Source organism: Variovorax sp. J2P1-31, assembly GCF_030317215.1.
Lineage (GTDB): Bacteria > Pseudomonadota > Gammaproteobacteria > Burkholderiales > Burkholderiaceae_C > Variovorax.
In genome coordinates this window covers 593,922-615,487 of the sequence record NZ_JASZYA010000003.1, presented here as the reverse complement: position 1 = coordinate 615,487, position 21,566 = coordinate 593,922, and the positions used below count along the sequence as shown (strand labels likewise).

Here is a 21,566-nt window from a genome sequence, read left to right as displayed (position 1 = left end):
GCAGGAAGTGGTGGAAGAAGAACTCCCCATGAAGACGCACCACGCGCGGGACAGTGGAGGTCCCGATCGAAAAATCCTGCGTTTTTTTATCGCCCGTTCCGTGCCCTCAGCGCGGCGCGATCTCGGTCGTACCGTCGTGGGCCTGCAGCTGCACCGGCAGCACCTGCGGCAGCGCCCGGGTGAAGGCGCCCAGCTGGCGCAGGTCGAAGCTGCCGTTGATGCGCATCGCGGCCACGGCCGGGTCGCGCAGCCGGAGCCGGGTCGGGCCGTAGCGTTCGAATTCGGCGACGGCCTGCGCCAGTGGCGTGTTCTCGAAGTTCACCCGGCCCTCGCGCCAGAGCATCGCGTTGGCGGGCGCGGCGTCGGCCGGCGGGCGCAGCGTGCCGTCGGTGCCGGCGGCAATGGCCCCGCCCGGGCCCAGCAGCACCGGCTGACCGGCCGCAGTGGGGTCGATGGGCGCGACGCGCACGCGGCCTTCCTGCACCGTCACCCGCACGTCGTCGGCACCCAGGCCCGCGCCGGTGTTGCGCACCGAGAAGCGCGTGCCGACCACGGTCACGCGCACCGGTCCGGCCAGCACGTCGAAAGGCCTGCCTGCATCGTGCTGCACGGTGAACAGCGCCTGGCCCTGGGGCAGCCGGACTTCGCGCCGCTGGCGGTAGAGCGTGACCTCGGCGCGGGTGGCGGTGTCGAGCACCAGCCGGCTGCCGTCGGGCAGCTGCACCTCCATCTGCTGGCCGCGCGCGGTGGCGAAGTGCTGGCTGTAGACCGGCTGCGCCTGCCAGTGCGACCAGCCCATCCAGCCCGCGACCATGGCGCAGGCCAGGCCGACCATCGCAGCCAGCGGCACCCAGCGGGGGCGGGCCGCCTGCGGGCGTCCGGCCGCGCGCACGGGGGGGCGGGGCTGGAGCGCCGCCACCTGTGCGGCGGAGAGCCGGTCCAGCCCCTGCCAGGTGCCGGCCAGCCGCGCGATGGCGGCGCGGTGCGCGGGCGTCTGCGCGAGCCAGGCCTGGAACGCGGCCTCTTCCGCCGGCGCCAGCCCATCCTGCCGCCGCACCATCCAGCCGGCCGCCGCGACATCGACCGGGTCCTGCGCCGCGAGGAAGTCCGCATGCTCGCGCGCCGGGGCCTCGCCCTCGAAGGGGGGCGGGGCGGGGCGGGCGGAAGGGGGCGCGTTCATGCGGGAGGTCTCGGGATGTAGACGCACGGGCGGCCGGAAAGTGGAGGTCGGCGGCCGCCGCGCTGCGCCCTCGATTATTCGTTCCGGGCGGCCCTCTTGCCGGCAGCGTCCAGCGCGTCCTCGCAGGCCTGGCAGGCCAGCACGCCGCGAATGATGTGCTGCGCCACCATGTTCTTCGAGATGCCCATGCGCTCGGCCACCTCCTGGTGCGAGAGCCCTTCGAAGCGGTTCAGCACGAAGGCCTCGCGGCAGCGCGGCGGCAGGGCCTCGATGGCCGCGGCGAGGGCGCGCGCATGCTGGGCATGGGCATAGGCCTCCTCGGGCTGCTCGTGGCGCGGGGCGGCCGCGCCCTCGGCGGCGTCGTCCTGTGCGTCGAGGTCTTCGTGGGCGCGGAACTGGCCGCGCCGGTGCCGGTCGATCACCAGGTTGCGCGCGGTGCGGTAGAGCAGGGCGCGCGCATTGGCGATGGCCTGGCCCGACTGCCGCAGCGCCAGCACGCGGGCGTAGCTCTCCTGCGCCAGGTCGGCCGCGGCATCGCGGTCGTTCACCGTGCGGGACAGGAAGTTCAGCAGTTCTCGGTAGTAGCGCTCGAGCACGATCACCAGGGCCAGGGGAGTGATGCGTTCCGTCGACTGCTGGCGTGGGATGTGGCGGCGGCTGACCTTGCGCGCGTCGTAGATGGGAACTCTTCTCATTATCATCGAGGACGACCGCCGCACCGCGCACAGGCGCCTCGCGCTCGCCGCCGCGAAGCCCTTCAGAAGTTGAGGGGCTCTTGCAGCCAAAAGTGCAAAGCCACGACAAAATAGAACGATCGTTCGTTTTTATTTCGGGGCTTCCACATGTCCGTCAACGCCGTTCCCGCCAAGCCCGCCAGGGTCGCCCAGAAGGGCCAGCAGACCAAGGCCGTCATCGTCGACGCCGCGCTGGCGCTGGCCGCGCAGATCGGGCTCGAGGGCCTGTCGATCGGCGCGGTGGCCGAGATCACCAAGATGAGCAAGTCGGGCGTGTTCGCCCACTTCGGCTCGCGCGAGGAGCTGCAGATCTCGGTGGTGCGCGAGTATCACGCACGTTTCGAGCAGGAGGTGTTCTTCCCGGCGCTGAAGGCCGCGCGCGGCCTGCCGCGGCTGCGCGCCATGTTCGCCAACTGGATGAAGCGCACCTCGACCGAGATCGATTCGGGCTGCATCTACATCAGCGGCGCCTCCGAATTCGACGACCGCCCGGGCCCGGTGCGCGATGCGCTGGTCGAGTCGGTCAGCATCTGGCAGGCCGCGGTGCTGCGCGCCATCGTGCAGGCCAAGAGCGAAGGCCACCTGCGCGCCGATGCCGACGAACGCCAGATCGGCTTCGAGATCCACGGGCTGATCCTCGCGCTGCACTACGAGGCGCGCTTTCTGCAGGTGCCCGGCTCCATCGCCCGCGCCAACACCGGCTTCGACAACATCCTCGCGCGCAGCGCCACCGCCGAGGCGCCCACACCGGCGCCCGCGGGGCGCCGCCTCAAGACCGTGCGCTGAGGCGCCACCGCTTTCCTTTTTCGCGTTCCTTCCTTTCCTCTTTCTTCCTCTTCTTCTTTTCCCGGAGTCCACGATGCCGCTCTACACCCCACCGCTGCGCGACATGCAGTTCGTCCTGCACGAAGTCCTCAAGGTCACCGACGAGTTCAAGGCGCTGCCGGTCCATGCCGAGACCGACATCGACACCGTCAACGCGGTCATCGAGGAGGCCGGCAAGTTCGCGGCCGAAGTCACCTTCCCGCTGAACATCGGCGGCGACGAAGAAGGCTGCGTGCTCGACAAGGCCACGCACGAGGTCAAGACGCCCACGGGCTTCAAGGACGCCTACGCCAAGTTCGTCGAAGGTGGCTGGGCCGCGCTGTCCTGCGACCCCAAGTTCGGCGGCCAGGGCCTGCCCTTCGTGGTCAACCAGTGCCTCTACGAAATGCTCAACAGCGCCAACCAGGCCTGGACCATGTACCCGGGCCTCTCGCACGGCGCCTACGAGGCGCTGGTGGCCCACGGCACCGACGAGCAGAAGAAGACCTACCTGCCCAAGCTGGTGAGCGGCGAGTGGACCGGCACCATGTGCCTGACCGAACCCCATTGCGGCACCGACCTGGGCCTGCTGCGCACCAAGGCCGAACCGCAGGCCGACGGCAGCTACCGCATCACCGGCAACAAGATCTTCATCTCGGCCGGCGAGCACGACATGGCGGACAACATCATCCACCTGGTGCTGGCCCGCCTGCCCGACGCGCCCAAGGGCAGCAAGGGCATCAGCCTGTTCGTGGTGCCCAAGTTCCACGTCAAGGCCGACGGTTCGCTGGGCGAGCGCAACCCGATCTTCTGCGCCGGTCTGGAGCACAAGATGGGCATCCATGGCAACGCCACCGCGCAGATCGTGATCGAAGGCGCCACCGGCACGCTGGTGGGCGAGCCCAACAAAGGCCTGGCCGCGATGTTCGTGATGATGAACGCGGCCCGCCTGGGCGTGGGCAACCAGTCGCTGGGCCTGACCGAAGTGGCCTACCAGAACGCGCTGGCCTATGCCAAGGACCGGCTGCAGATGCGCTCGCTGTCGGGCGTCAAGGCCAAGGACAAGGAAGCCGACCCGATCATCGTGCACCCCGACGTGCGCAAGATGCTGCTCACCGCCAAGGCCTATGCCGAAGGTGGCCGCGCGCTGCAGATCTTCTGCACGCTGCTGCTCGACAAGGAACACCACCATCCCGACGAGAAGGTGCGCAAGGACAGCGGCGAGCTGGTCGCGCTGCTCACGCCCATCGTCAAGGCCTTCATCACCGACAACGGCCACACCGCCACCAACGCCTGCATGCAGGTCTTCGGCGGCCACGGCTTCATCAAGGAATGGGGCATGGAGCAGTTCGTGCGGGACAACCGCATCAACATGATCTACGAAGGCACCAACACCATCCAGTCGCTGGACCTGCTGGGCCGCAAGATCCTGGGCAACAACGGCGCCACGCTCAAGAAGTTCGGCAAGCTGGTCGGCGCGCTGGTGGCCGAAGAGGGCGTCAACGAGAAGATGAGCGAGTTCATCACGCCGATCGCGGTGCTGGGCGAACAACTCACCAAGTTCACGACCGAGATCGGCTTCAAGGGCTTCCAGAACCCCGACGAAGTGGGCGCCGCCGCGGTGGACTACCTGCGCGTGGCCGGCCACTTCGTGTTCGGCTACCTGTTCGCCCGCATGGCCCAGGTCGCGCTGCGCGAGATTGCCGCCGGCAACACCGACCCCTTCTACGTCGCCAAGCTGCAGACCGCGCGCTTCTACTTCGCCAAGCTGTTCCCCGAGACCGCGACGCTGATGCGCACCGCGCGCGCCGGCAGCAAGGTGCTGATGGACACCGACGCCGCACTGGCCTGAGGCCAGCCCTTCCCATCCTTCTTCTTCTTCAACGCACCGGGAGACACGCATGAAAAAAACACTCGCGACCCTTCTGTTCGGCGCCATCGCGGCGTCGGCCATGGCCCAGAGCACCCCGGTGGGGCTGTGGCGCAACGTCGACGACAAGACCGGCGAGGCCAAGGGCGAGATCCGGATCGTCGAGGCCAACGGTGCCCTGCTCGGCCGGCTCAAGCGCTCGCTGAAGAAGGACACCAAGCCCGACGCCACCTGCGACGAGTGCCCCGACGACCGCAAGGGCAAGCCCATCGCCGGCCTGGAGATCATCCGCGGCGGCAAGAAGGCCGAAGGCAAGGAGGTCTGGGAAGGCGGCAAGATCCTCGACCCCGAGAACGGCAAGGAATACCGCGCGAGCTTCACGCCCATCGACGGTGGTCAGAAGCTGGAGGTGCGCGGGTACATCGGGCCGTTCTGGCGCACCCAGACCTGGAACAGAGCCAACTAGCCCACCCCCGTGGCGGCGCACTGCGTGTCGCCGCCTCCCCCTCAAGGGGGCCACACCAGCGGCCCGGCGGAGCCGGTTCCGCGGTGTGTCCCGAATCAACACCAAACTTCCAAGCGCTCTTATGTCCCGATTTCAAGTGAAGAAAGTCGCCGTGCTCGGCGCTGGCGTGATGGGGGCGCAGATCGCGGCCCATCTCGTCAACGTGCGCGTGCCCGTGGTGCTGTTCGACCTGGCGGCCAAGGAAGGCCCGAAGAACGGCATCGTCACGCGCGCCATCGACAACCTCAAGAAGCAGAAGCCCGCGCCGCTGGGCGACGTGGCCGACGCGGTGCTGATCGAGCCCGCCAACTACGACGACGACCTGGCCAAGCTGGGCGAGTGCGACCTCGTCATCGAGGCCATCGCCGAGCGCATGGACTGGAAGCTCGATCTCTACAAGAAGATCGCACCGCACGTGGCCAAGCATTCGATGCTGGCTTCGAACACCTCGGGCCTGTCCATCACCAAGTTGAGCGAGGCGCTGCCCGAAGCCCTGAAGCCGCGCTTCTGCGGCATCCACTTCTTCAACCCGCCGCGCTACATGTTCCTGGTGGAGCTGATCAACACGCCCACCACCCAGCCGCAGGTCCTCGACGAGCTCGAGGCCTTCGTCACCAGCACGCTGGGCAAGGGCGTGGTGCGCGCGCACGACACGCCCAACTTCATCGCCAACCGCGTCGGCATCGCCGGCATGCTGGCGACCTTGAAGGAAGTCGAGAAGTTCGGCCTCACGCCCGACGTGGTGGACGACCTCACGGGCAAGAAGCTGGGCCGCGCGAGCTCGGGCACCTTCCGCACCGCCGACGTGGTGGGCCTGGACACCATGGCCCACGTCGTGAAGACGCTGCAGGACAACCTCAACGCCGAGACCGATCCCTTCTACGCCAACTTCGCCACGCCGCCGGTGCTGGCCAAGCTGCTCGAACTGAAGAACCTGGGCCAGAAGACCAAGGCCGGTTTCTTCAAGAAGGTCGGCCGCGACATCCTGCGCTTCGACCTGGCGAGCGGCGACTACGTGCCCGCCGGCGAGAAGGCCGACGAGGTCTACGGCCGCATGCTGAAGAAGCCCGCGGGCGAGCGGCTGAAGCTGCTGCGCGAGAGCGAAGGGCCGCAGGGCCAGTTCCTCTGGGCCATCCTGCGTGACGGCTTCCACTACGCCGCCGTGCACCTGGCCGAGATCGCCGAGAGCGCACGCGACATCGACTTCGCCATGCGCTGGGGCTTCGGCATGAAGCAGGGCCCGTTCGAGCTCTGGCAGGAAGCCGGCTGGTCGCAGGTCGCCAAGTGGGTGCAGGAAGACATCGATGCCGGCAAGGCGCTGAGCACGGCACCGCTGCCGAAGTGGGTGTTCGAAGGCCCGGTGGCCGAGGCCGGCGGCGTGCACACGCCCGAAGGCTCGTGGAGCGCGTCGCAGAACAAATTCGTGCCACAGCGCAAGCTGCCGGTGCATGCGCGGCAGCTCTTCCCCGAGAGCGTGCTCGGCGCGAACGCGGCCGATGCCAATACGGCCGGTACCACGATCAGCGACGAAGGCGACGTGCGTGTCTGGACGCTCGACGGCGAAGTGCTGATCGCCAGCATCCAGTCGAAGATGCACGCCATCAGCCCCGACGTGGCCGAGGCGCTGGGCGCCGCGGTCGACCTGGCCGAGGCCGAGTACAAGGGCCTGGTGATCTGGTCGCCCGACGAGGTGTTCTCGGTCGGCGCCGACCTGCAGGCCATGCTGCCGGCCTTCGTGGTCGCGGGCATCGGCGCGGTCGAAGGCGCGGAAGAAGAGCTGCAGAACACCATGCTCAAGATCCGCTACGCCAGCGTGCCGGTGATCTCCGCCGTGCGCGGCATGGCGCTCGGCGGCGGCTGCGAACTGGCCGTGTACTCGGCCAGGCGTGTCGCGGCGATGGAAAGCTACATCGGCCTGGTCGAAGTCGGCGTGGGCCTGATCCCCGGTGCGGGCGGCCTGACCTACATCGCGCGCCGCGCGGCCGAGAACGCATCGGCATCGACCGGCACCGACCTGCTGCCCTTCCTCACCGAAGGCTTCACCGCCGCGGCGATGGCCAAGGTCGGCACCGGCGCGCTCGATTCGAAGAAGCTGGGCTACCTGCTCGACAGCGACGTGATCGTGCCGAACAAGGACGAGCTGCTGTACGTGGCGCTGCAGCAGGCCAAGGCCATGGCCGACGCCGGCTACCGCGCCCCGCTGCGCCGCAGCTTCCGCGTGGCAGGCCGCAGCGGCGCCGCGACCATCAAGGGCCAGCTGGTGAACATGCGCGACGGCGGCTTCATCAGCGCGCACGACTTCCACATCGCGAGCCTGATCGCCAACGTGGTGACTGGTGGCGACGTGGACGCGGGCTCGCTCGTGACCGAGGAATACGTCATGACGCTGGAACGCAAGGCGTTCTGCTCGCTCATCGTGCATCCGAAGACGCAGGAGCGGATCATGGGGATGCTGAGCACGGGGAAGCCGGTGCGGAACTGAGCGGATCCCGCGTTTCTCCTTCGCCCTCCGGGGGAAGGCAGGGATGGGGGCATGCAGCCGATGCAAAACCAATCCACCTCCAAAGCTCAGCAGAACGCCCGCGTCCTGCGCCGCGGGATGACCGACGCCGAGCGCAGGCTCTGGAGCGGTCTGCGCAACGAGCAGTTGGGCGTGAAGTTTCGTCGGCAGCATCCGCTGGGCCACTACATCGCCGACTTCGCCTGTCTCGGTCCGAAGCTGATCGTCGAACTCGACGGGTCGCAGCATCAGGCGCAGCAGGACCACGACGCACGACGCGACACCTTCCTGCGTGCGCAGGGCTTCGAGGTGCTGCGCTTCGGATCGAACGATCCCTTTGTCAATCTTGAAGGGGTGTTGCAGGTGATCGTCAATCGCATCGACGAATTGACGGCCGCCTGCCCCCATCCCAACCTTCCCCCAGAGGGGGAAGGAGCCACATCCAGGAGTTCTCCATGAAACAAGTCCAAGACGCCTACATCGTCTCCGCCACCCGCACCCCCATCGGCAAGTCGCACCGCGGCTACTTCCGCAACTACCGGCCCGACGACCTGCTCGCGACCACGCTCAAGGCCGCGCTGGCCGCCGTGCCGGGCCTCGACCCCCAGGCCATCGAAGACATCATCTGCGGCTGCGCGATCCCCGAGTCGCAGCAGGGCCTGAACATCGCGCGCATCGGCGCGGTGCTGGCCGGCCTGCCCAACAGCATCGGCGGCATCACGGTCAACCGCTTCTGCGCCTCCGGCCTGTCGGCGGTGCAAATGGCGGCCGACCGCATCCGCGTGGGCGAGGCCGACGTGATGATCGCGGCCGGCGTCGAGAGCATGAGCATGGTGCCGATGATGGGCAACGCGCCCTCGCTGTCGCCCTCGATCTTCGAGCGTGAAGGCGACGTGGGCATCGCCTACGGCATGGGCCTGACGGCCGAGAAGGTGGCGCAGCAGTGGAAGGTGAGCCGCGAAGCGCAGGACGAATTCGCGCTCGCCTCGCACCAGAAGGCGCTGGCCGCGCAGCAGGCCGGCGAGTTCGCCGACGAGATCACGCCCATCGAGGTGACCGACCGCACGCCCGACCTCGCCACCGGCGAAGCGATCGCCAAGCGCCGCACCGTGTCGCTCGACGAAGGCGCTCGGCCCGACACCTCGATCGAGGGGCTGGCCAAGCTGCGCACCGTGTTCGCGGCGCGCGGCACGGTCACGGCGGGCAACAGCTCGCAGACCTCCGACGGCGCGGGCGCGCTGATCCTCGCGAGCGAGAAGGCGGTCAAGCAGTTCGGCCTGACGCCGCTGGCGCGCTTCGTGAGCTTCGCGAGCAAGGGCGTGCCGCCCGAGATCATGGGCATCGGCCCGATCGAGGCGATCCCGGCCGCGCTGCGCTATGCGGGCCTCCAGCACGAGGACATCGACTGGTTCGAGCTCAACGAGGCCTTCGCGGCGCAGTCGCTGGCCGTGATCCGCACGCTGGGTCTCGACCCGTCCAAGGTCAACCCCATGGGCGGCGCGATCGCGCTCGGCCACCCCTTGGGTGCAACGGGCGCTATCCGCTCCGCGACAGTCGTGCATGCCTTGCGGCGCAAGAATCTGAAGTACGGCATGGTCACGATGTGCGTGGGCATGGGCCAGGGCGCCGCCGGCATCTTCGAGCGGGTCTGATCCCCGCGGGGTCCGGCGCCGCCGATCGAACAGGAGACAGGCAGTGACAACACAACACGTATTCGACAAGGCGCTCGCGCTCCAGCACAGCGACATCCGCGCCGGGCATTTCACGGGCATGACCAGTCCCGACTACTGGAACATGGTCGGGCCCTTCGGCGGCATGACGGCCGCGATCGCGCTGCAGGCGGTGATGCAGCATCCCGACCTGCTGGGCGCGCCGATCGCATTGACGGTCAACTTCGCGGCCGCGATCGAGGCCGGCGCCTTCGACGTGCAGGCCACGCCGGTGCGCACCAACCGTTCGACCCAGCACTGGACGGTGCAGATCACGCAGGCCGGCATCGACGGCGCGCCGCAGATGACCACCACCGCCACCGTGGTCACGGCCGCGCGCCGCGACACCTGGGGCGGCACCGACCTGACGATGCCGGAGGTCGCGCGGCCCGACACCCTGGCGCGGATGGAAGCCGCGCGTGCCGGCGTGGCCTGGTTCGCGCAGTACGACATGCGCCCGGTCAGTGGCGCGCCGCCCTCGACCTGGGACGGCGGCGGCGACCACAGCCAGACCCGGCTCTGGGTGCGCGACGCGCAGGCCCGCGCGCTCGACTTCCCCTCGCTCGCGGCCATGAGCGACGTGTTCTTCCCGCGCGTCTGGCTGCGCCGCGCCAAGCCGGTGCCGGCCGGCACGGTCTCGATCACCACCTACTTCCACACCGACGCGGCGCAGATGGCCGAGGTCGGCAGCGGCTATCTTCTGGCCTGTGCGGCCGGGCAGCAGTTCCGCAACGGCTTCTTCGACCAGAGCGCGCAGCTCTGGAGCGAAGCCGGCGTGCTGCTCGCCACCTCCAACCAGATCGTTTACTTCAAGGAATGACCCCATGAGCGACATCCTCGTCCACGCCGAAGCCGGCGTGATGACCCTGACCTTCAACCGCGTCGACAAGAAGAACTCGATCACCGGCGCGATGTACGGCGAACTGGCCGACGCGCTGGCCCGTGCCGAGCAGGACCCGGCCGTGCGCGCGGTGCTGATCCAGGGCGACCCGACCATCTTCAGCGCCGGCAACGACATCGGCGACTTCCTCAACGCGCCGCCCGCGACCACCGAGTCGCCGGTGTTCCGTTTCCTGCGCGGCATCGCGACCTTCCCCAAGCCCATCGTCGCCGCCGTCTGCGGTCCGGCCGTGGGCGTGGGCACCACGATGCTGTTCCATTGCGACCTGGTCTACGCGGGCGACAACGCGGCCTTCTCGATGCCCTTCGTCAACCTGGGCCTGTGCCCCGAGGCGGCCTCCAGCCTGCTGGTGCCGCAGATGTTCGGCTACCACCGCGCGGCCGAGGCGCTGCTGCTGGGCGAGCCCTTCATGGCCGAGGCCGCGCTCGAGATCGGCCTGGTGAACCGCGTGGTGCCGCCGACCGAAGCCAACGGCATCGCCCAGGCCCAGGCTCGCAAGCTCGCGGCCAAGCCGCTCACGGCGCTGATCGAGACCAAGCGCCTGCTCAAGAAATCGCAGCAGGCCGCGGTGATCGAGCGCATGGACGAGGAAGGCCAGAGCTTCGGCCGCATGCTGCGCGAGCCGGCGGCGCGCGAAGCATTTGGCGCGTTCATGGAAAAGCGCAAGCCCGACTTCTCCAAGCTCTGATCGGCGGCGTCGTTATTCGACGCCCAGCAGGTCGTACACCCTGCGCACATAGTCGCCGAAGGCCGGACTGGTCTTGAGGTGCAGCCGGCGCGGCGCGGGCAGGTCGATGGGGAAGAAGTCGGCCATGCGCGCCGGGCCGGCCGTGAGCACGGCGCAGTGAGTGCCCAGGAACACGGCCTCCTGGATGCTGTGGGTCACGACCACGAAGGTCTTGCCGGTCTCTTCCCAGATGCGCAGCATCTCGAGGTTCATCTTCTCGCGCGTCAGCGCGTCGAGCGCGCCGAAGGGCTCGTCCATCAGCACCAGCTTCGGGTCGTGGATCAGCGCCCGCGCGATCGCCGCGCGCTGCTGCATGCCGCCCGAGAGTTCGTAGGGCAGCTTGTCGGCGAAGCCGGTGAGGCCCACCATCTCCAGCAGTTCGTGCGCGCGCACCCGGGCCTTCTTGCGGTCCAGGCCCAGGATGTCGGCCGGCAGCATCACGTTCTCGAGGATGGTGCGCCACTTGAGCAGCACCGGCTGCTGGAACACCATGCCCACGTCGCGGCCCGCGTTGAAGGGCGCGCCGCCGGCGCCGCCGCCGATCTGCAGCGTGCCGCCGTCGTGGCCGTGCAGGCCCGACAGGATCTTCAGCAGGGTCGACTTGCCGCAGCCCGAGGGCCCGACCAGCGACACCATGTCGCCCTCGTGGATGTCCATCGACACGTCGGACACCGCGAGGAATTCCTCGGTCCTGCCGCCCGCCTGCTTCTTGCGGTAGACCTTGCGCAGCTGCTGCATGCGAATCAGCGGTGCGCCGGTCGCGACGCGCTCGCGCAACACGGCGCTCATGCCAGCCACCGTGCCAGGTTGTCGCGCACGAAGGCGTCGTCGGCCAGGTCGCCGTGCAGGCGGTAGACGCGGTCGATCTCCTCGCTCTGTCCTGCGCCCATGCCCTCGGCCGGGTCCAGGCACCAGATGCCCTCGAGCAGGCCCTGGCGCCGCAGCACCTCGTGGCAACCCGCGATGCAGCCGTGGAAGTTGTTCTTCACGTCGAAGAAGGCCGCGTTGCAGTCGGTCACGCGCGAGTCGAGGGCCAGCAGCGCGGGGCTCAACGCGCCGCCGTGGGCCGCGATCTCGGCCTTGATCTGCGCCAGCTGCTGCACCGCGCTCGCGGTCCAGACCGACCAGTGGCCCAGCAGGCCGCCGCGGAAGCGCACCTGTACCTGGGCGCCGTCGCGCATGGCGCTGAAGGGCAGGGCGAGGTCGAGCACGATGTGGTCGTCGTTGCCGGTGTAGAGGAAGACCCGATCCTCGGCGCGTGCATCGACCACGCCGCGCACCACGTCGATGGTGCGGTAGCGGTTGAAGGGCGCGACCTTGATCGCCAGCACATTGGGGATCAGTGCGAAGCGGCGCCAGAAGTCGCTCGACAGGATCGGGCCGCCGACCACGGTCTGCAGGTAGAAGCCGATCAGCGGGATCTCCTCGGCCACGGCCTCGCAATGCGCGATCAGTTCGTCCTCCGAGGCCGAGGCCACGGCCGCGAGGCTCAGCAGGCCCGCGTGGTAGCCCAGGCCGACGGCCGTACGCGCTTCGGCGCGCGCCTGGGCGGTGGGGCCGCACAGGCCGGCGACCATGGCCATGGGGCGGTCGGTCCAGGCGGCGCGGTCTTCGGCCGCGGCGCGCAGCACGGTCTCGTAGAGGCCGCGTTCGCGGATGCTGAACTGGGTGGTGTGCACGCCCACTGCCAGGCCGCCCGCGCCGGCGTCGGTGTAGTAGCGGGTGAGCGCGCGCTGGCGGCGGCGGTCGAATTGGCGCTCGGCGTCGAGCGCCAGCGGGTGGGCCGGAATCACCGTGCCCTGCGCCAGCAGCGCCAGAACGTCGGCGGGAAGATCGGATCGTTGCAAGGCCATCGAAACTCCTGGAAAGGTGAAGGGGCGCTCAGCCGTACTCGGGGCCGGCGATGGCGTGGAGGAAGGCGGTCTGGCCATGGGGCACGGGTTCGCCCAGGGCCATGCGCACGAAGCCGCGTTGCGGCGTGAAGCCGGCGGCCGCGAGCTGCTCGCGCAGCAGCGCGCGCATGTCGGGCACGTCGACCATCAGCGGGCCGGGCGTGCCCTCGGCGATCTCGGCCAGCAGCCGCGCGGCGGCGGCCTCGTCGGTCGCGATCAGCGGGCCGATCTGGTGGGCGATGCGGCCGGCGCGCACGATCGCGAAGCCCTGCGCATGACGCTGCAGGCGCGAGCCCGCGCGACCGGCCAGGTGCGCGAGCACCTCGCCGCGTGCCAGGCCCAGGGCCTCGGCGTCGAGGGCGGCCAGAGGCGCGAGGCCGGCCGGTTCCTGCCGTGCGAGTGCTGCGGTCGGCGCGGTGGCGGGGCGCTGCCAGCGCGTGAGGCGCCACAACGGCGAGAAGCCGTACTGCGTGTAGAGCCGCTCGCCCGCGGGCGTGGCGTCGAGCAGCGCGACGCGGCCCTGGCGCCGCACCTCGCGCAGGCATTGCTCGAAGACCGTGCGGCCCAGGCCTTGGCCGCGCAGCGCGGGCGCGACCAGGATCATGCTGATCCAGGCGCCGGTGTCGCCCATCGGCAGCACCGCGCCGCTGGCGACGATGCGGCCATCGTGGCCCTCGCCGTCGCGCACCGCGAACAGCGTGCCCTGCTGCGCGAACAGCGCCCAGTCCTCGGCGGTCTGGTTCCAGCCGCTCTGCACCACCAGGGCGTCGAGCATCGCCAGCGTCTCGCGGTCGAGCGCGCCGAGCGTCTCCACCACGTGCACCGGCGCGTCGAGCTCAGTACTTGCCATCGCGCGACTCGAACTTGGTCGGCTTGCCGTAGAGCCGCTGCTCGCGCGCGATCCAGTCGGCGACCCAGCCCAGCTGCTGCGACAGCGGCACCTGCGGGTAGCCGAACAGGCGCTCGGCCTCGCCGGTGTTCATGAGCCAGGCGGTGGGCGCTTCGCTGCCAGTGATCTGCACCGGTTTGCCGAAGCGGCGGCCGAATTCCTCGGCGAGCCAGCGGATCGAGGTGGTCTCGGGGCCGCTCACGTTGATCGGCGAGGTCGGCACCGTGGCCACGGCCAGGCAGCGCAAGGCCTGAGCGTTGGCGTCGCCCTGCCAGATCACGTTGACGTGGCCCATGGTCACGTCCACCGGCTCGCCGCGCCAGACCTTCTGCGCCACGTCGGCCAGCACGCCGTAGCGCAGGTCGATCGCGTAGCTCAGGCGGAACAGCCGGCCCGGCGTGCCGTGCTGCTGCGAGAAATACTCGAACATGCGCTCGCGGCCGACGCAGGAGTTCGCGTACTCGCCGGGCGGGCTGGGCGGCAGGTCTTCAGCCGCGCCCTGGCCCGTGACCGGCACGAAGGGGTACACGCAGGCGGTGGAGAAGGCCACGATGCGCGAAGCGCTGAAGGCCTGGGCCACCAGCGCGGGCACGTGCACGTTCATGGCCCAGGTCAGCGGGTTGTTGGCGTCGCCGCCGAACTTGCGACCGGCCATGAAGACGACGTTGGCGCATTTCGGCAGCGCGGCCACGGCCGCCGCGTCGAGCAGGTCGCAGACGATCGTTTCGATGCCGTGCGCATGCAGCATCTCGCGCATGCCGGCCTCGCTGAAGCGCGCGACCGCGATCACGCGGCGCCCGGCGGGCAGGGCGTTGCGCGCCAGCCGCGCCAGCGTCGGGCCCATCTTGCCGCCCACGCCGAGGATCATCAGGTCGCCGTCGAGGCGCGCGAGGTCGTCGATGAGTTCGCGCGAGGGCGTGGCCAGGTAGTCCTCGAGCGCCTGTTCGGTCTCGAAGTGCATGGGGAAGGCGCGTGTGTCGAGCATGGCGGCGGGCGTGGTGTTGGAGGTGGTCATTGGATGCGGGCGTCCTGGGTGATGAAGAAGCGCTCCAGCAGCAGGACCAGCAGGTAGAGCAGCACGCCGAGGCCGGTGATCAGCAGCACGGCCATGAAGACGGCGGGGGTGTCGAGCGAGGCCTGCACCTGGATCATCAAATAGCCCAGGCCCTTGTCGGAGGCGATGAATTCGCCCACCACCGCGCCGGCGACGGCCAGGATGGTGGCGACCTTCATGCCCGAGAACACGTAGGGCAGCGAACCCGGCAGCTGGATGTAGCGGAACAGCTGCCAGCGCGAGCCCTTGAGCGCGCGCACCAGGTTCAGCAGCTCGGGCTCGGTCTCGTTGAGCCCGCGGATGGTGGTCAGCAGGATCGGGAAGAAGCAAAGGCTGAAGGTGATCAGGATGTTGGGCCCGATGCCGTAGCTGAACCACACGATGATCAGCGGCCCCATCGCCACCTTCGGGATCATGTTGAGCGTGACCAGCAGCGGGAAGGCCAGCAGCATCAGGCGCCGGCTGGTGATGAACAGCAGCGCGCAAAGAATGCCCAGCACCAGGGCCAGCACGTAGCCGCCGAAGACCTCGAGCGCGGTCACGCCGGTGTTCGACAGCCAGTGGTAGTTGCCGTTCCCCAGCGTGGCCAGCACGCGCGAGGGCGCGGGCAGGATGAAGGTCTGGATCGAGAACACGCGCACCGCGAGCTCCCACAAGGCCACGCCGGCCAGGTGGACCCCGACGATGGCGGCCCAGCGCTGCCAGGCGGGACTGTCCTGGCTGCTGTCGGAGCCGCCCGCAGCCTGGATGGCGGGCGGGTCGGCGGCGGGTGCGGTGGCGGAGGCCGTCATGGGTGCGTCTTCCTCGGGAGTGCGGGTCGAATCCAAATCATAGGATTCGACCGATGCACTGTCAACCAACTGGTTGATAAATTATCGAGAAAGACGCCGGCGGGCTCGCCGGGCCCTCAGCGGCTCAGGGCCGCAGCGCGTTGAGCGCGAAGGCGATCACATGGCGCCGCCGCTGCACCAGCGCGCCGCGCGAGCCCAGCGGCTTGCCGAAGATGGCCGACAGCGTGTGGTTGTTGGAGAAGAAGAAGTAGGAGATGCCGGCGATCGAGATGTAGAGGTTGATCGCGTCGAAGTCGTTGCGGAACACGCCCTGCCGCACGCCGCGCTCGAGCGTGGCCTCGAGCATCTCGATGAAGGGCGAGTGCATCTTCTGCAGCCGCTCCGAGCCCAGGATGTGCTGGCCCTGGTTGCGGTTCTCGTCGGTCAGCAGCGCGATGAACTCCGGGTGCTCGGCCAGGTAGTCGAAGGAGAAGCCGATCAGCTGCGTCATGGCTTCCACCGGCTCCAGCGCGCCCAGCGACAGCGCCTGCTCCTTCTCGCGGATCGCCGCATAGACCGATTCGAGCGCCACCAGGTACAGGCCCTGCTTGCTCTCGAAGTAGTGGTAGACCAGCTGCTTGTTGGCGCCGGCCGTGCGCGCGATCTCGTCGACCCGCGCGCCAGCGAAGCCGTTGCGCGAAAACTCGGCCACCGCGGCGGCCAGCAGCGCCTCGCGCGTGGCGGCGGCGTCGCGGCGCGCGGCGCCTTCGGCCGGGGCGGCCTTCTTGGTGCGGGGGGCGGTGGTGGAAGGGGAGGGGGCCATGCGTACTGCTCGTTCTGTTGTATTGATTGTCAACCAAACAGTTGGTAATATGAATTCTAGTCCTGATCCACCCCTTCATTCTGGAGCGATCCCATGCGAGCACGCGCGTCTTCCGTCTTCTTCTCCGCCCTGTGCGCCCTCGGGCTCGCCGGCACGGCCTCGGCCGCGGACCCGATGAACCTGATGCTCAACTGGACGCCGACCGCGGACCATGCGCCGATCTACTTCGCCAAGGCCAAGGGCTGGTACACCGAGGCCGGCATCGACCTCAGCATCGAGGCCGGCAAGGGCTCGGCGCTGTCGGCGCAGCGCGTGGGATCGGGTGGCGCCAACCTGGGCATCGCCGACCTGCCGACCGCCATCCAGGCCGTGGGCAAGGGCGCCGACCTGAAGGCGATCATGGTGATCTACGCCAACAGCCCGCAGGGCTTCTACTGGCTCAAGTCCTCGGGCATCAACGGGCCCAAGGATTTCACCGGCCGCAAGATCGGCAACCCGCCCGGCGACGCCGCGCGCCTGATGTGGCCGGCCTTCGCCAAGAAGACCGGCATCGATCCGGCGGGCGTGAACTTCGTCAACCTGAGCCCGCAGGCCAAGGTGGGCGCGCTCAAGAGCAAGTCGGTGGACATCATCAGCGACTTCTACAACGAGCACGACCTCAAGGTGCGCGAGTTCGGCCCCGACCTGGGCTTCGTGGCCTGGCGCACGGTGGGCGTGAACGTCTACGGCAACTCGCTGTTCGTGAACGGCGCTTACCTCAAGGCGAACCCCGAGCGCGTGCGCAAGTTCGCGGCCGTCACGCAGCGCGCCTACGCGGCCTGCGTGAAGGACTTCGCCCCCTGCCTCGATGCGCTGACCGCCAGCGTGAGCGGCCTGACGCCCGACAACCAGCGCGACCAGTGGGAACGCATCAAGCAGCTGATGCGCGACGACACCACCACCGGCGTGGCGCTGGGCGCCTTCGACGGCGCGCGCGTCAAGACCGACTACGAGCTGGTCAAGGAGATGATCGGCATCGAGAAGGCCTTCGAGCCGGCCACGCTGTTCACCAACGAGTACCTGGACAAGTCGGTGCGCATGAGCAACTGAGGAACAGGGCTCAGGCCGGCGTCGCCGCGATCGGCCGCGGCCGGCCGTGGTCGTCGATCGCGACGTAGGTGAAGGTGGCCTCGGTCACCTTGATGTAGTTGCCCTGGGCCTTGAAGCGCTCGGCGAAGACTTCGACCGTGACCGTGACCGAGGTGCGCCCGATGCGCACCAGCTTGGAATAGAAGGACAGGATGTCGCCGATGCGCACCGGCTGCTTGAAGACGAACTCGTTGACCGCCACCGTCGCCATCCGGCCCAGCGTGTAGCGCGCCGGGATCACCGAACCGGCCAGGTCGCACTGGGCCATGACCCAGCCGCCGAAGATGTCGCCGTTGGCGTTGCAGTCGGCCGGCATCGGAATGACCTTGAGCACCAGCTCCATGTCGGTCGGCAGGCTCTTGAGCACAGCAGCCACGTGGGTGTCGGGAGAATGGGACATGGGCACAATCGAAGCAAATAACAGCCAGATTGTCCCCCATGCGCCGCAGCGGCGAAGCCCTTTCCTCTCCCCACACAGCCCCCGGCGGCGCCCCGGCGCGGGCCGACCGTTCCGACTGGGCGACGCTGCGGCGTCTCTTCCCCTACCTCTGGGACTACAAATGGCGGGTGCTGGCCGCGCTGACCTTCATGGTCGGCGCCAAGGTCGCCAACGTCGGCGTGCCGGTGCTGCTCAAGAACCTGGTCGACACCATGACGCCCAAGCCCGACATGGCGCAGGCGCTGCTGGTGGTGCCGATCGCGCTGCTGCTCGGCTACGGCCTGCTGCGCTTCTCGACCTCGCTGTTCGGCGAGTTGCGCGAGCTGGTGTTCGCCAAGGCCACCGAGGGCGCGGCGCGGCGCATCTCGCTGGAGGTGTTCCGCCACCTGCATGCGCTGAGCCTGCGTTTCCACCTCGAGCGCCAGACCGGCGGCATGACGCGCGACATCGAGCGCGGCACGCGCGGCGTGCACTCGCTGATCTCGATGTCGCTCTACAGCATCGTGCCCACCGTCATCGAGCTGGCGCTGGTGCTGACCATCCTGGGCGTCAAGTTCGATGCGCTGTTCGTCTGGATCACCGGCGCGGCGCTGGTGCTCTACATCGGCTTCACCGTGACCGTGACCGAGTGGCGCACGCAGTTCCGCAAGACCATGAACGAGCTCGACACCATGGCACAGAGCCGCGCGGTCGATTCGCTGCTGAACTACGAGACCGTCAAGTACTTCAACAACGAGGAGTTCGAGGCCAGGCGCTACGACGCCAGCCTCGACCGCTACCGCAAGGCCGCGATCAAGAGCCAGCGCACCTTGTCGATGCTCAACGTGGGCCAGCAGCTGCTGATCGCGGTGAGCCTGGTGCTGATGCTGTGGCGCGCCACCTCGGGCGTGGTCGAGGGGCGCATGACCCTGGGCGACCTGGTGATGGTCAACGCCTTCATGATCCAGCTCTACATCCCGCTCAACTTCCTGGGCGTGATCTACCGCGAGATCAAGCAGAGCCTGACCGACCTCGACAAGATGTTCGTGCTGATGGAGAAGGAGCGCGAGGTGCAGGATGCGCCGGGCGCGAGCGCGCTGGCGGGCACCGACGCCACCGTGCGCTTCGAGGACGTGAGCTTCGCCTACGAGCCCTCGCGGCCGATCCTCCGGCATGTGAGCTTCGAGATCCCGGCCGGCAAGACGGTGGCGGTGGTGGGGCCGTCGGGCTCCGGAAAATCCACGCTGGCACGGCTGCTCTACCGCTTCTATGACGTCCAGCAGGGCCAGATCACCATCGGCGGCGAAGACATCCGCCGTGTGACCCAGGCCAGCGTGCGCCAGGCCATCGGCATCGTGCCGCAGGACACGGTGCTGTTCAACGACAGCATCGCCTACAACATCGCCTACGGCCGGCCGGGCGCGACCACCGAAGAGATCGAGGCGGCCGCCAAGGCCGCGCGCATCCACGACTTCATCGCCGCCACGCCCAAGGGCTACGCCACGCCGGTCGGCGAGCGCGGCCTGAAGCTGTCGGGCGGCGAGAAGCAGCGGGTGGCGATCGCGCGCACCCTGCTCAAGAACCCGCCGATCGTGATCTTCGACGAGGCCACCTCGGCGCTCGATTCGGCCAACGAACGCGCGATCCAGTCGGAGCTCAAGAGCGCGGCGCAGAACAAGACCACGCTGGTCATCGCGCACCGGCTCTCGACCGTGGTCGATGCGCACGAGATCCTGGTGCTCGAGGCCGGCGTGATCGTCGAGCGCGGCACCCATGCGGAACTGCTGGCGCGCCAGGGGCGCTATGCGCAGATGTGGGCGCTGCAGAAAATCGAGGCGACGCCGGTCAATCTTTGAACACATTTCTCATCGCTTTGTAGCTTCCTCAGAGGGAAGTAGCATGCGCCAAAACGGATGGTGTGCGGCGGCATGGCCCGCTGTCATTTCATCCGGGATGTGCATGCTTCAGCCATCACAGGGAGCCTCAAAGAATGGGCGATTACAGACACCAGGCCGATCAGAGCCTGCCGCCGCGCTATGGCAATTCACCCGGCGCCGACTACTTCGGAGGGGTCAGCCAGATCCATCCCGCCAAGGGCAGCCGGCCTGATCTGTACGGCACCGTGCTGCCCAACGGCGACCGGGTCTACAACCTCGATGCGCAGGTGGCGGCGCACTACACGATCCACCAGCAACTTGCCGACCCCGAGGTGCCGCGCACGACGGGCGCGAATTCCTACGCGGACACCATCGCCCAGCGCCACGACATCGAATGCTGGTATGCGGCCGACCAGCGCGACCGCATGCTGCAAGGCCACAAGGCATTCGAGCGACCCGGGCGACCTGGCGAATACCGCACCTGGGCCGAACTAAGTGGTTGGGAGCAGGGCACCAACGCCATGGCCTTGGCGGCAGCCGCTCGTTACCACGACATTCGCACTACCGCCGAAATCGAGTTCCTGCACGGCCTGCAGGACTGGAAGCCCGAAGGCGCCGCCGCCGGCTATTTCAAGAACAAGGGCGTGGCCGGATTCGAAGCGTTGGCAGGCAGCTACCCCGCGTCCTCTCAAGAACGCATGCTGGGCGAGATGCCCGCCCTGCGCGACAAAGGGGGGCGCGTGGACTTCGACCCCCTCTCGATGGTGGGCCACGCCATGGGGGCCTCGGGCCTCAAGAAAACCGAGTTCGAACAGTTCGCCACGCTGCCCCTGAGCGACCGCGAGCGCGACTTCTTCCACCCCAGCATCGACAGCATCAAGCAGCATGGCGCGCCGGTGTGGGAGCCCCACCCGGACCATCCGGCCGACCAGGCAGGCGCGATGGCGCATGGCCGCTTCAGGCTCGCCTATGCCGACGCGCAAGGCCACCGCATCGAGAAGGTGCTCGACCTCGACCAGGGGCGGCGCTTCAGCACGACGATGAGCGATCCTGTGACCGGGCAGACCTTGAGCATTGAAACCAAGACGCCGACCGGACCGCTCGTTGCGCAAAACTACTTCACGCCGAGTTACGCCGTCGAAACGCGCAATGGGCAGGGAGAGCTTCTTGCGCAGAGGACGCTGCCCGAGGGGAAGAACGACCATCCGCGGGTGGATGGCAGTCCGTTGTATCGGGAGGCGCTCCGGGATCTGGAGATGAAGTATCGGGAGATTGAAAATGCCCTGAAGCCTGATCGCCGCAGTGTTCTTGATGACGTAAAAGTCGACATCAAAGCCCAACACATACAAGCCCAACAAAACTACCTCGCCAAAGACCACCCGCTGCACCTGGACGTGGTGCCGCATCCGCACGGTAAACCAGCCAAACCAGTTGAAGCACCTACACCGCCCCCGGAGCGACCCACCGTTGCGCCACTGTCCTCATCACGGCAGCCCGCTTCAGACGACAAGGCTTCAGCCGCATCCATCACCCCGGAAAGCGCCATCGGCGAGCGGTTCAAGGCGCTGGTCAACGCCATCGAACGCAAAGACGACAAAGCCTATGACCAAGTGATTCAGGCGCAGCAGGCATCGCCTGAATGGCAGAAGTTTCAGCAGCAAAACCATGACTACGAACAGGCCCTGATTGCGCAGCAGCAACGTGAGCGCGAGCAACAACTCGCGGCACAGCGGGAAGAAGACATCCGTCAGCAGCAACAGCGTGGCCCGGCCATGGGTCGTTGAG

General features: G+C 68.3%; 20 protein-coding genes. 11 read left to right on the top strand and 9 right to left on the bottom strand.

The genetic code is table 11. From position 1 onward, the window contains the following. Positions 1-106: 106 nt before the first annotated feature. Both QTI20_RS22860 and QTI20_RS22855 read right to left on the bottom strand, forming a co-directional pair. A complete protein-coding gene (locus QTI20_RS22860) occupies positions 107-1,180 on the bottom strand; it encodes a FecR family protein (protein WP_286554106.1) in 1,074 nt (357 codons plus the stop codon). Between the two features lie 74 nt (positions 1,181-1,254). Continuing rightward, on the bottom strand, positions 1,255-1,776 hold the full coding sequence (locus QTI20_RS22855; protein ID WP_286554811.1) for a sigma-70 family RNA polymerase sigma factor: 522 nt from the start codon (positions 1,774-1,776) through the stop codon (positions 1,255-1,257). A gap of 246 nt (positions 1,777-2,022) precedes the next feature. Here QTI20_RS22855 and QTI20_RS22850 point away from each other — a divergent pair, with 246 nt between their 5' ends. From QTI20_RS22850 to QTI20_RS22815, 8 genes are all read left to right on the top strand, one after another. Next, entirely contained in the window at positions 2,023-2,700 is a 678-nt protein-coding gene (locus QTI20_RS22850) for a TetR/AcrR family transcriptional regulator (RefSeq protein ID WP_286554108.1), read from the top strand. Positions 2,701-2,773: 73 nt separating this feature from the next. Beyond that, on the top strand, positions 2,774-4,570 hold the full coding sequence (locus QTI20_RS22845) for an acyl-CoA dehydrogenase C-terminal domain-containing protein (RefSeq protein WP_286554109.1): 1,797 nt from the start codon (positions 2,774-2,776) through the stop codon (positions 4,568-4,570). 49 nt (positions 4,571-4,619) lie between these two features. Then, positions 4,620-5,054, top strand: coding sequence for a DUF2147 domain-containing protein (locus tag QTI20_RS22840; RefSeq protein ID WP_286554111.1), 435 nt, complete (start codon positions 4,620-4,622; stop codon positions 5,052-5,054). Between the two features lie 121 nt (positions 5,055-5,175). Further along, a complete protein-coding gene (locus QTI20_RS22835; RefSeq protein ID WP_286554112.1) occupies positions 5,176-7,575 on the top strand; it encodes a 3-hydroxyacyl-CoA dehydrogenase/enoyl-CoA hydratase family protein in 2,400 nt (799 codons plus the stop codon). Between the two features lie 51 nt (positions 7,576-7,626). Continuing rightward, a complete protein-coding gene (locus tag QTI20_RS22830; RefSeq protein WP_257624617.1) occupies positions 7,627-8,052 on the top strand; it encodes an endonuclease domain-containing protein in 426 nt (141 codons plus the stop codon). After that, positions 8,049-9,245, top strand: a complete 1,197-nt coding sequence (locus QTI20_RS22825) for an acetyl-CoA C-acyltransferase (RefSeq protein WP_286554114.1) — start codon at positions 8,049-8,051, stop codon at positions 9,243-9,245. The genes QTI20_RS22830 and QTI20_RS22825 overlap by 4 nt, the downstream gene beginning before the upstream one ends. A 43-nt stretch (positions 9,246-9,288) precedes the next feature. Next, the gene (locus QTI20_RS22820) at positions 9,289-10,122 is read left to right on the top strand and encodes an acyl-CoA thioesterase (protein WP_286554115.1); all 834 of its coding nucleotides are present in this window, start codon (positions 9,289-9,291) and stop codon (positions 10,120-10,122) included. A gap of 4 nt (positions 10,123-10,126) precedes the next feature. Continuing rightward, a complete protein-coding gene (locus tag QTI20_RS22815) occupies positions 10,127-10,891 on the top strand; it encodes an enoyl-CoA hydratase (RefSeq protein ID WP_286554117.1) in 765 nt (254 codons plus the stop codon). 12 nt (positions 10,892-10,903) lie between these two features. On the opposite strand, the gene QTI20_RS22810 is transcribed toward QTI20_RS22815, so the two are convergent. The 6 genes from QTI20_RS22810 to QTI20_RS22785 form a co-directional block, all read right to left on the bottom strand. Then, the gene (locus QTI20_RS22810) at positions 10,904-11,719 is read right to left on the bottom strand and encodes an ABC transporter ATP-binding protein (protein WP_219210796.1); all 816 of its coding nucleotides are present in this window, start codon (positions 11,717-11,719) and stop codon (positions 10,904-10,906) included. Next, complete coding sequence (locus QTI20_RS22805; protein WP_286554121.1) at positions 11,716-12,783, bottom strand: dihydrodipicolinate synthase family protein; 1,068 nt, start codon at positions 12,781-12,783, stop codon at positions 11,716-11,718. Before QTI20_RS22805 ends, QTI20_RS22810 begins: the two co-directional genes overlap by 4 nt. A gap of 28 nt (positions 12,784-12,811) precedes the next feature. Beyond that, positions 12,812-13,672: a GNAT family N-acetyltransferase gene (locus QTI20_RS22800; protein ID WP_286554123.1), complete on the bottom strand. Its 861-nt coding sequence runs from the start codon at positions 13,670-13,672 to the stop codon at positions 12,812-12,814. Beyond that, positions 13,659-14,726 carry an NAD-dependent epimerase/dehydratase family protein gene (locus tag QTI20_RS22795; protein ID WP_286554125.1) on the bottom strand — a complete coding sequence of 356 codons (1,068 nt, stop codon included), beginning with the start codon at positions 14,724-14,726 and terminating at the stop codon, positions 13,659-13,661. Before QTI20_RS22795 ends, QTI20_RS22800 begins: the two co-directional genes overlap by 14 nt. Beyond that, a complete protein-coding gene (locus tag QTI20_RS22790; protein ID WP_183028839.1) occupies positions 14,723-15,556 on the bottom strand; it encodes an ABC transporter permease in 834 nt (277 codons plus the stop codon). Before QTI20_RS22790 ends, QTI20_RS22795 begins: the two co-directional genes overlap by 4 nt. A 124-nt stretch (positions 15,557-15,680) precedes the next feature. After that, entirely contained in the window at positions 15,681-16,358 is a 678-nt protein-coding gene (locus QTI20_RS22785) for a TetR/AcrR family transcriptional regulator (RefSeq protein ID WP_286554126.1), read from the bottom strand. Positions 16,359-16,451: 93 nt separating this feature from the next. On the opposite strand from QTI20_RS22785, the gene QTI20_RS22780 reads away from it, so the two are divergent. Continuing rightward, positions 16,452-17,447: an ABC transporter substrate-binding protein gene (locus QTI20_RS22780; RefSeq protein ID WP_286554127.1), complete on the top strand. Its 996-nt coding sequence runs from the start codon at positions 16,452-16,454 to the stop codon at positions 17,445-17,447. 10 nt (positions 17,448-17,457) lie between these two features. Here the strand turns inward: QTI20_RS22780 and QTI20_RS22775 are convergent, their stop codons facing one another. Continuing rightward, entirely contained in the window at positions 17,458-17,886 is a 429-nt protein-coding gene (locus QTI20_RS22775) for an acyl-CoA thioesterase (protein ID WP_286554129.1), read from the bottom strand. A gap of 38 nt (positions 17,887-17,924) precedes the next feature. Here QTI20_RS22775 and QTI20_RS22770 point away from each other — a divergent pair, with 38 nt between their 5' ends. Both QTI20_RS22770 and QTI20_RS22765 read left to right on the top strand, forming a co-directional pair. After that, positions 17,925-19,760 (top strand): ABCB family ABC transporter ATP-binding protein/permease, encoded by a 1,836-nt coding sequence (locus tag QTI20_RS22770; RefSeq protein WP_286554812.1) that lies wholly within the window; start codon positions 17,925-17,927, stop codon positions 19,758-19,760. Positions 19,761-19,894: 134 nt separating this feature from the next. Further along, positions 19,895-21,565, top strand: a complete 1,671-nt coding sequence (locus QTI20_RS22765) for a hypothetical protein (RefSeq protein WP_286554130.1) — start codon at positions 19,895-19,897, stop codon at positions 21,563-21,565. The last annotated feature ends 1 nt before the right edge of the window (position 21,566 follow it).

What these genes read in the sequence shown, in the direction of transcription:
- QTI20_RS22860 (WP_286554106.1), bottom strand. Translation starts at nt 1,180, where the DNA reads ATGAACGCGCCCCCTTCCGCCCGCCCCGCCCCGCCCCCCTTCGAGGGC.
- QTI20_RS22850 (WP_286554108.1), top strand. Translation starts at nt 2,023, where the DNA reads ATGTCCGTCAACGCCGTTCCCGCCAAGCCCGCCAGGGTCGCCCAGAAG.
- QTI20_RS22845 (WP_286554109.1), top strand. Translation starts at nt 2,774, where the DNA reads ATGCCGCTCTACACCCCACCGCTGCGCGACATGCAGTTCGTCCTGCAC.
- QTI20_RS22840 (WP_286554111.1), top strand. Translation starts at nt 4,620, where the DNA reads ATGAAAAAAACACTCGCGACCCTTCTGTTCGGCGCCATCGCGGCGTCG.
- QTI20_RS22835 (WP_286554112.1), top strand. Translation starts at nt 5,176, where the DNA reads ATGTCCCGATTTCAAGTGAAGAAAGTCGCCGTGCTCGGCGCTGGCGTG.
- QTI20_RS22830 (WP_257624617.1), top strand. Translation starts at nt 7,627, where the DNA reads ATGCAGCCGATGCAAAACCAATCCACCTCCAAAGCTCAGCAGAACGCC.
- QTI20_RS22825 (WP_286554114.1), top strand. Translation starts at nt 8,049, where the DNA reads ATGAAACAAGTCCAAGACGCCTACATCGTCTCCGCCACCCGCACCCCC.
- QTI20_RS22815 (WP_286554117.1), top strand. Translation starts at nt 10,127, where the DNA reads ATGAGCGACATCCTCGTCCACGCCGAAGCCGGCGTGATGACCCTGACC.
- QTI20_RS22810 (WP_219210796.1), bottom strand. Translation starts at nt 11,719, where the DNA reads ATGAGCGCCGTGTTGCGCGAGCGCGTCGCGACCGGCGCACCGCTGATT.
- QTI20_RS22805 (WP_286554121.1), bottom strand. Translation starts at nt 12,783, where the DNA reads ATGGCCTTGCAACGATCCGATCTTCCCGCCGACGTTCTGGCGCTGCTG.
- QTI20_RS22800 (WP_286554123.1), bottom strand. Translation starts at nt 13,672, where the DNA reads ATGGCAAGTACTGAGCTCGACGCGCCGGTGCACGTGGTGGAGACGCTC.
- QTI20_RS22795 (WP_286554125.1), bottom strand. Translation starts at nt 14,726, where the DNA reads ATGACCACCTCCAACACCACGCCCGCCGCCATGCTCGACACACGCGCC.
- QTI20_RS22790 (WP_183028839.1), bottom strand. Translation starts at nt 15,556, where the DNA reads ATGACGGCCTCCGCCACCGCACCCGCCGCCGACCCGCCCGCCATCCAG.
- QTI20_RS22785 (WP_286554126.1), bottom strand. Translation starts at nt 16,358, where the DNA reads ATGGCCCCCTCCCCTTCCACCACCGCCCCCCGCACCAAGAAGGCCGCC.
- QTI20_RS22780 (WP_286554127.1), top strand. Translation starts at nt 16,452, where the DNA reads ATGCGAGCACGCGCGTCTTCCGTCTTCTTCTCCGCCCTGTGCGCCCTC.
- QTI20_RS22775 (WP_286554129.1), bottom strand. Translation starts at nt 17,886, where the DNA reads ATGTCCCATTCTCCCGACACCCACGTGGCTGCTGTGCTCAAGAGCCTG.
- QTI20_RS22770 (WP_286554812.1), top strand. Translation starts at nt 17,925, where the DNA reads ATGCGCCGCAGCGGCGAAGCCCTTTCCTCTCCCCACACAGCCCCCGGC.
- QTI20_RS22765 (WP_286554130.1), top strand. Translation starts at nt 19,895, where the DNA reads ATGGGCGATTACAGACACCAGGCCGATCAGAGCCTGCCGCCGCGCTAT.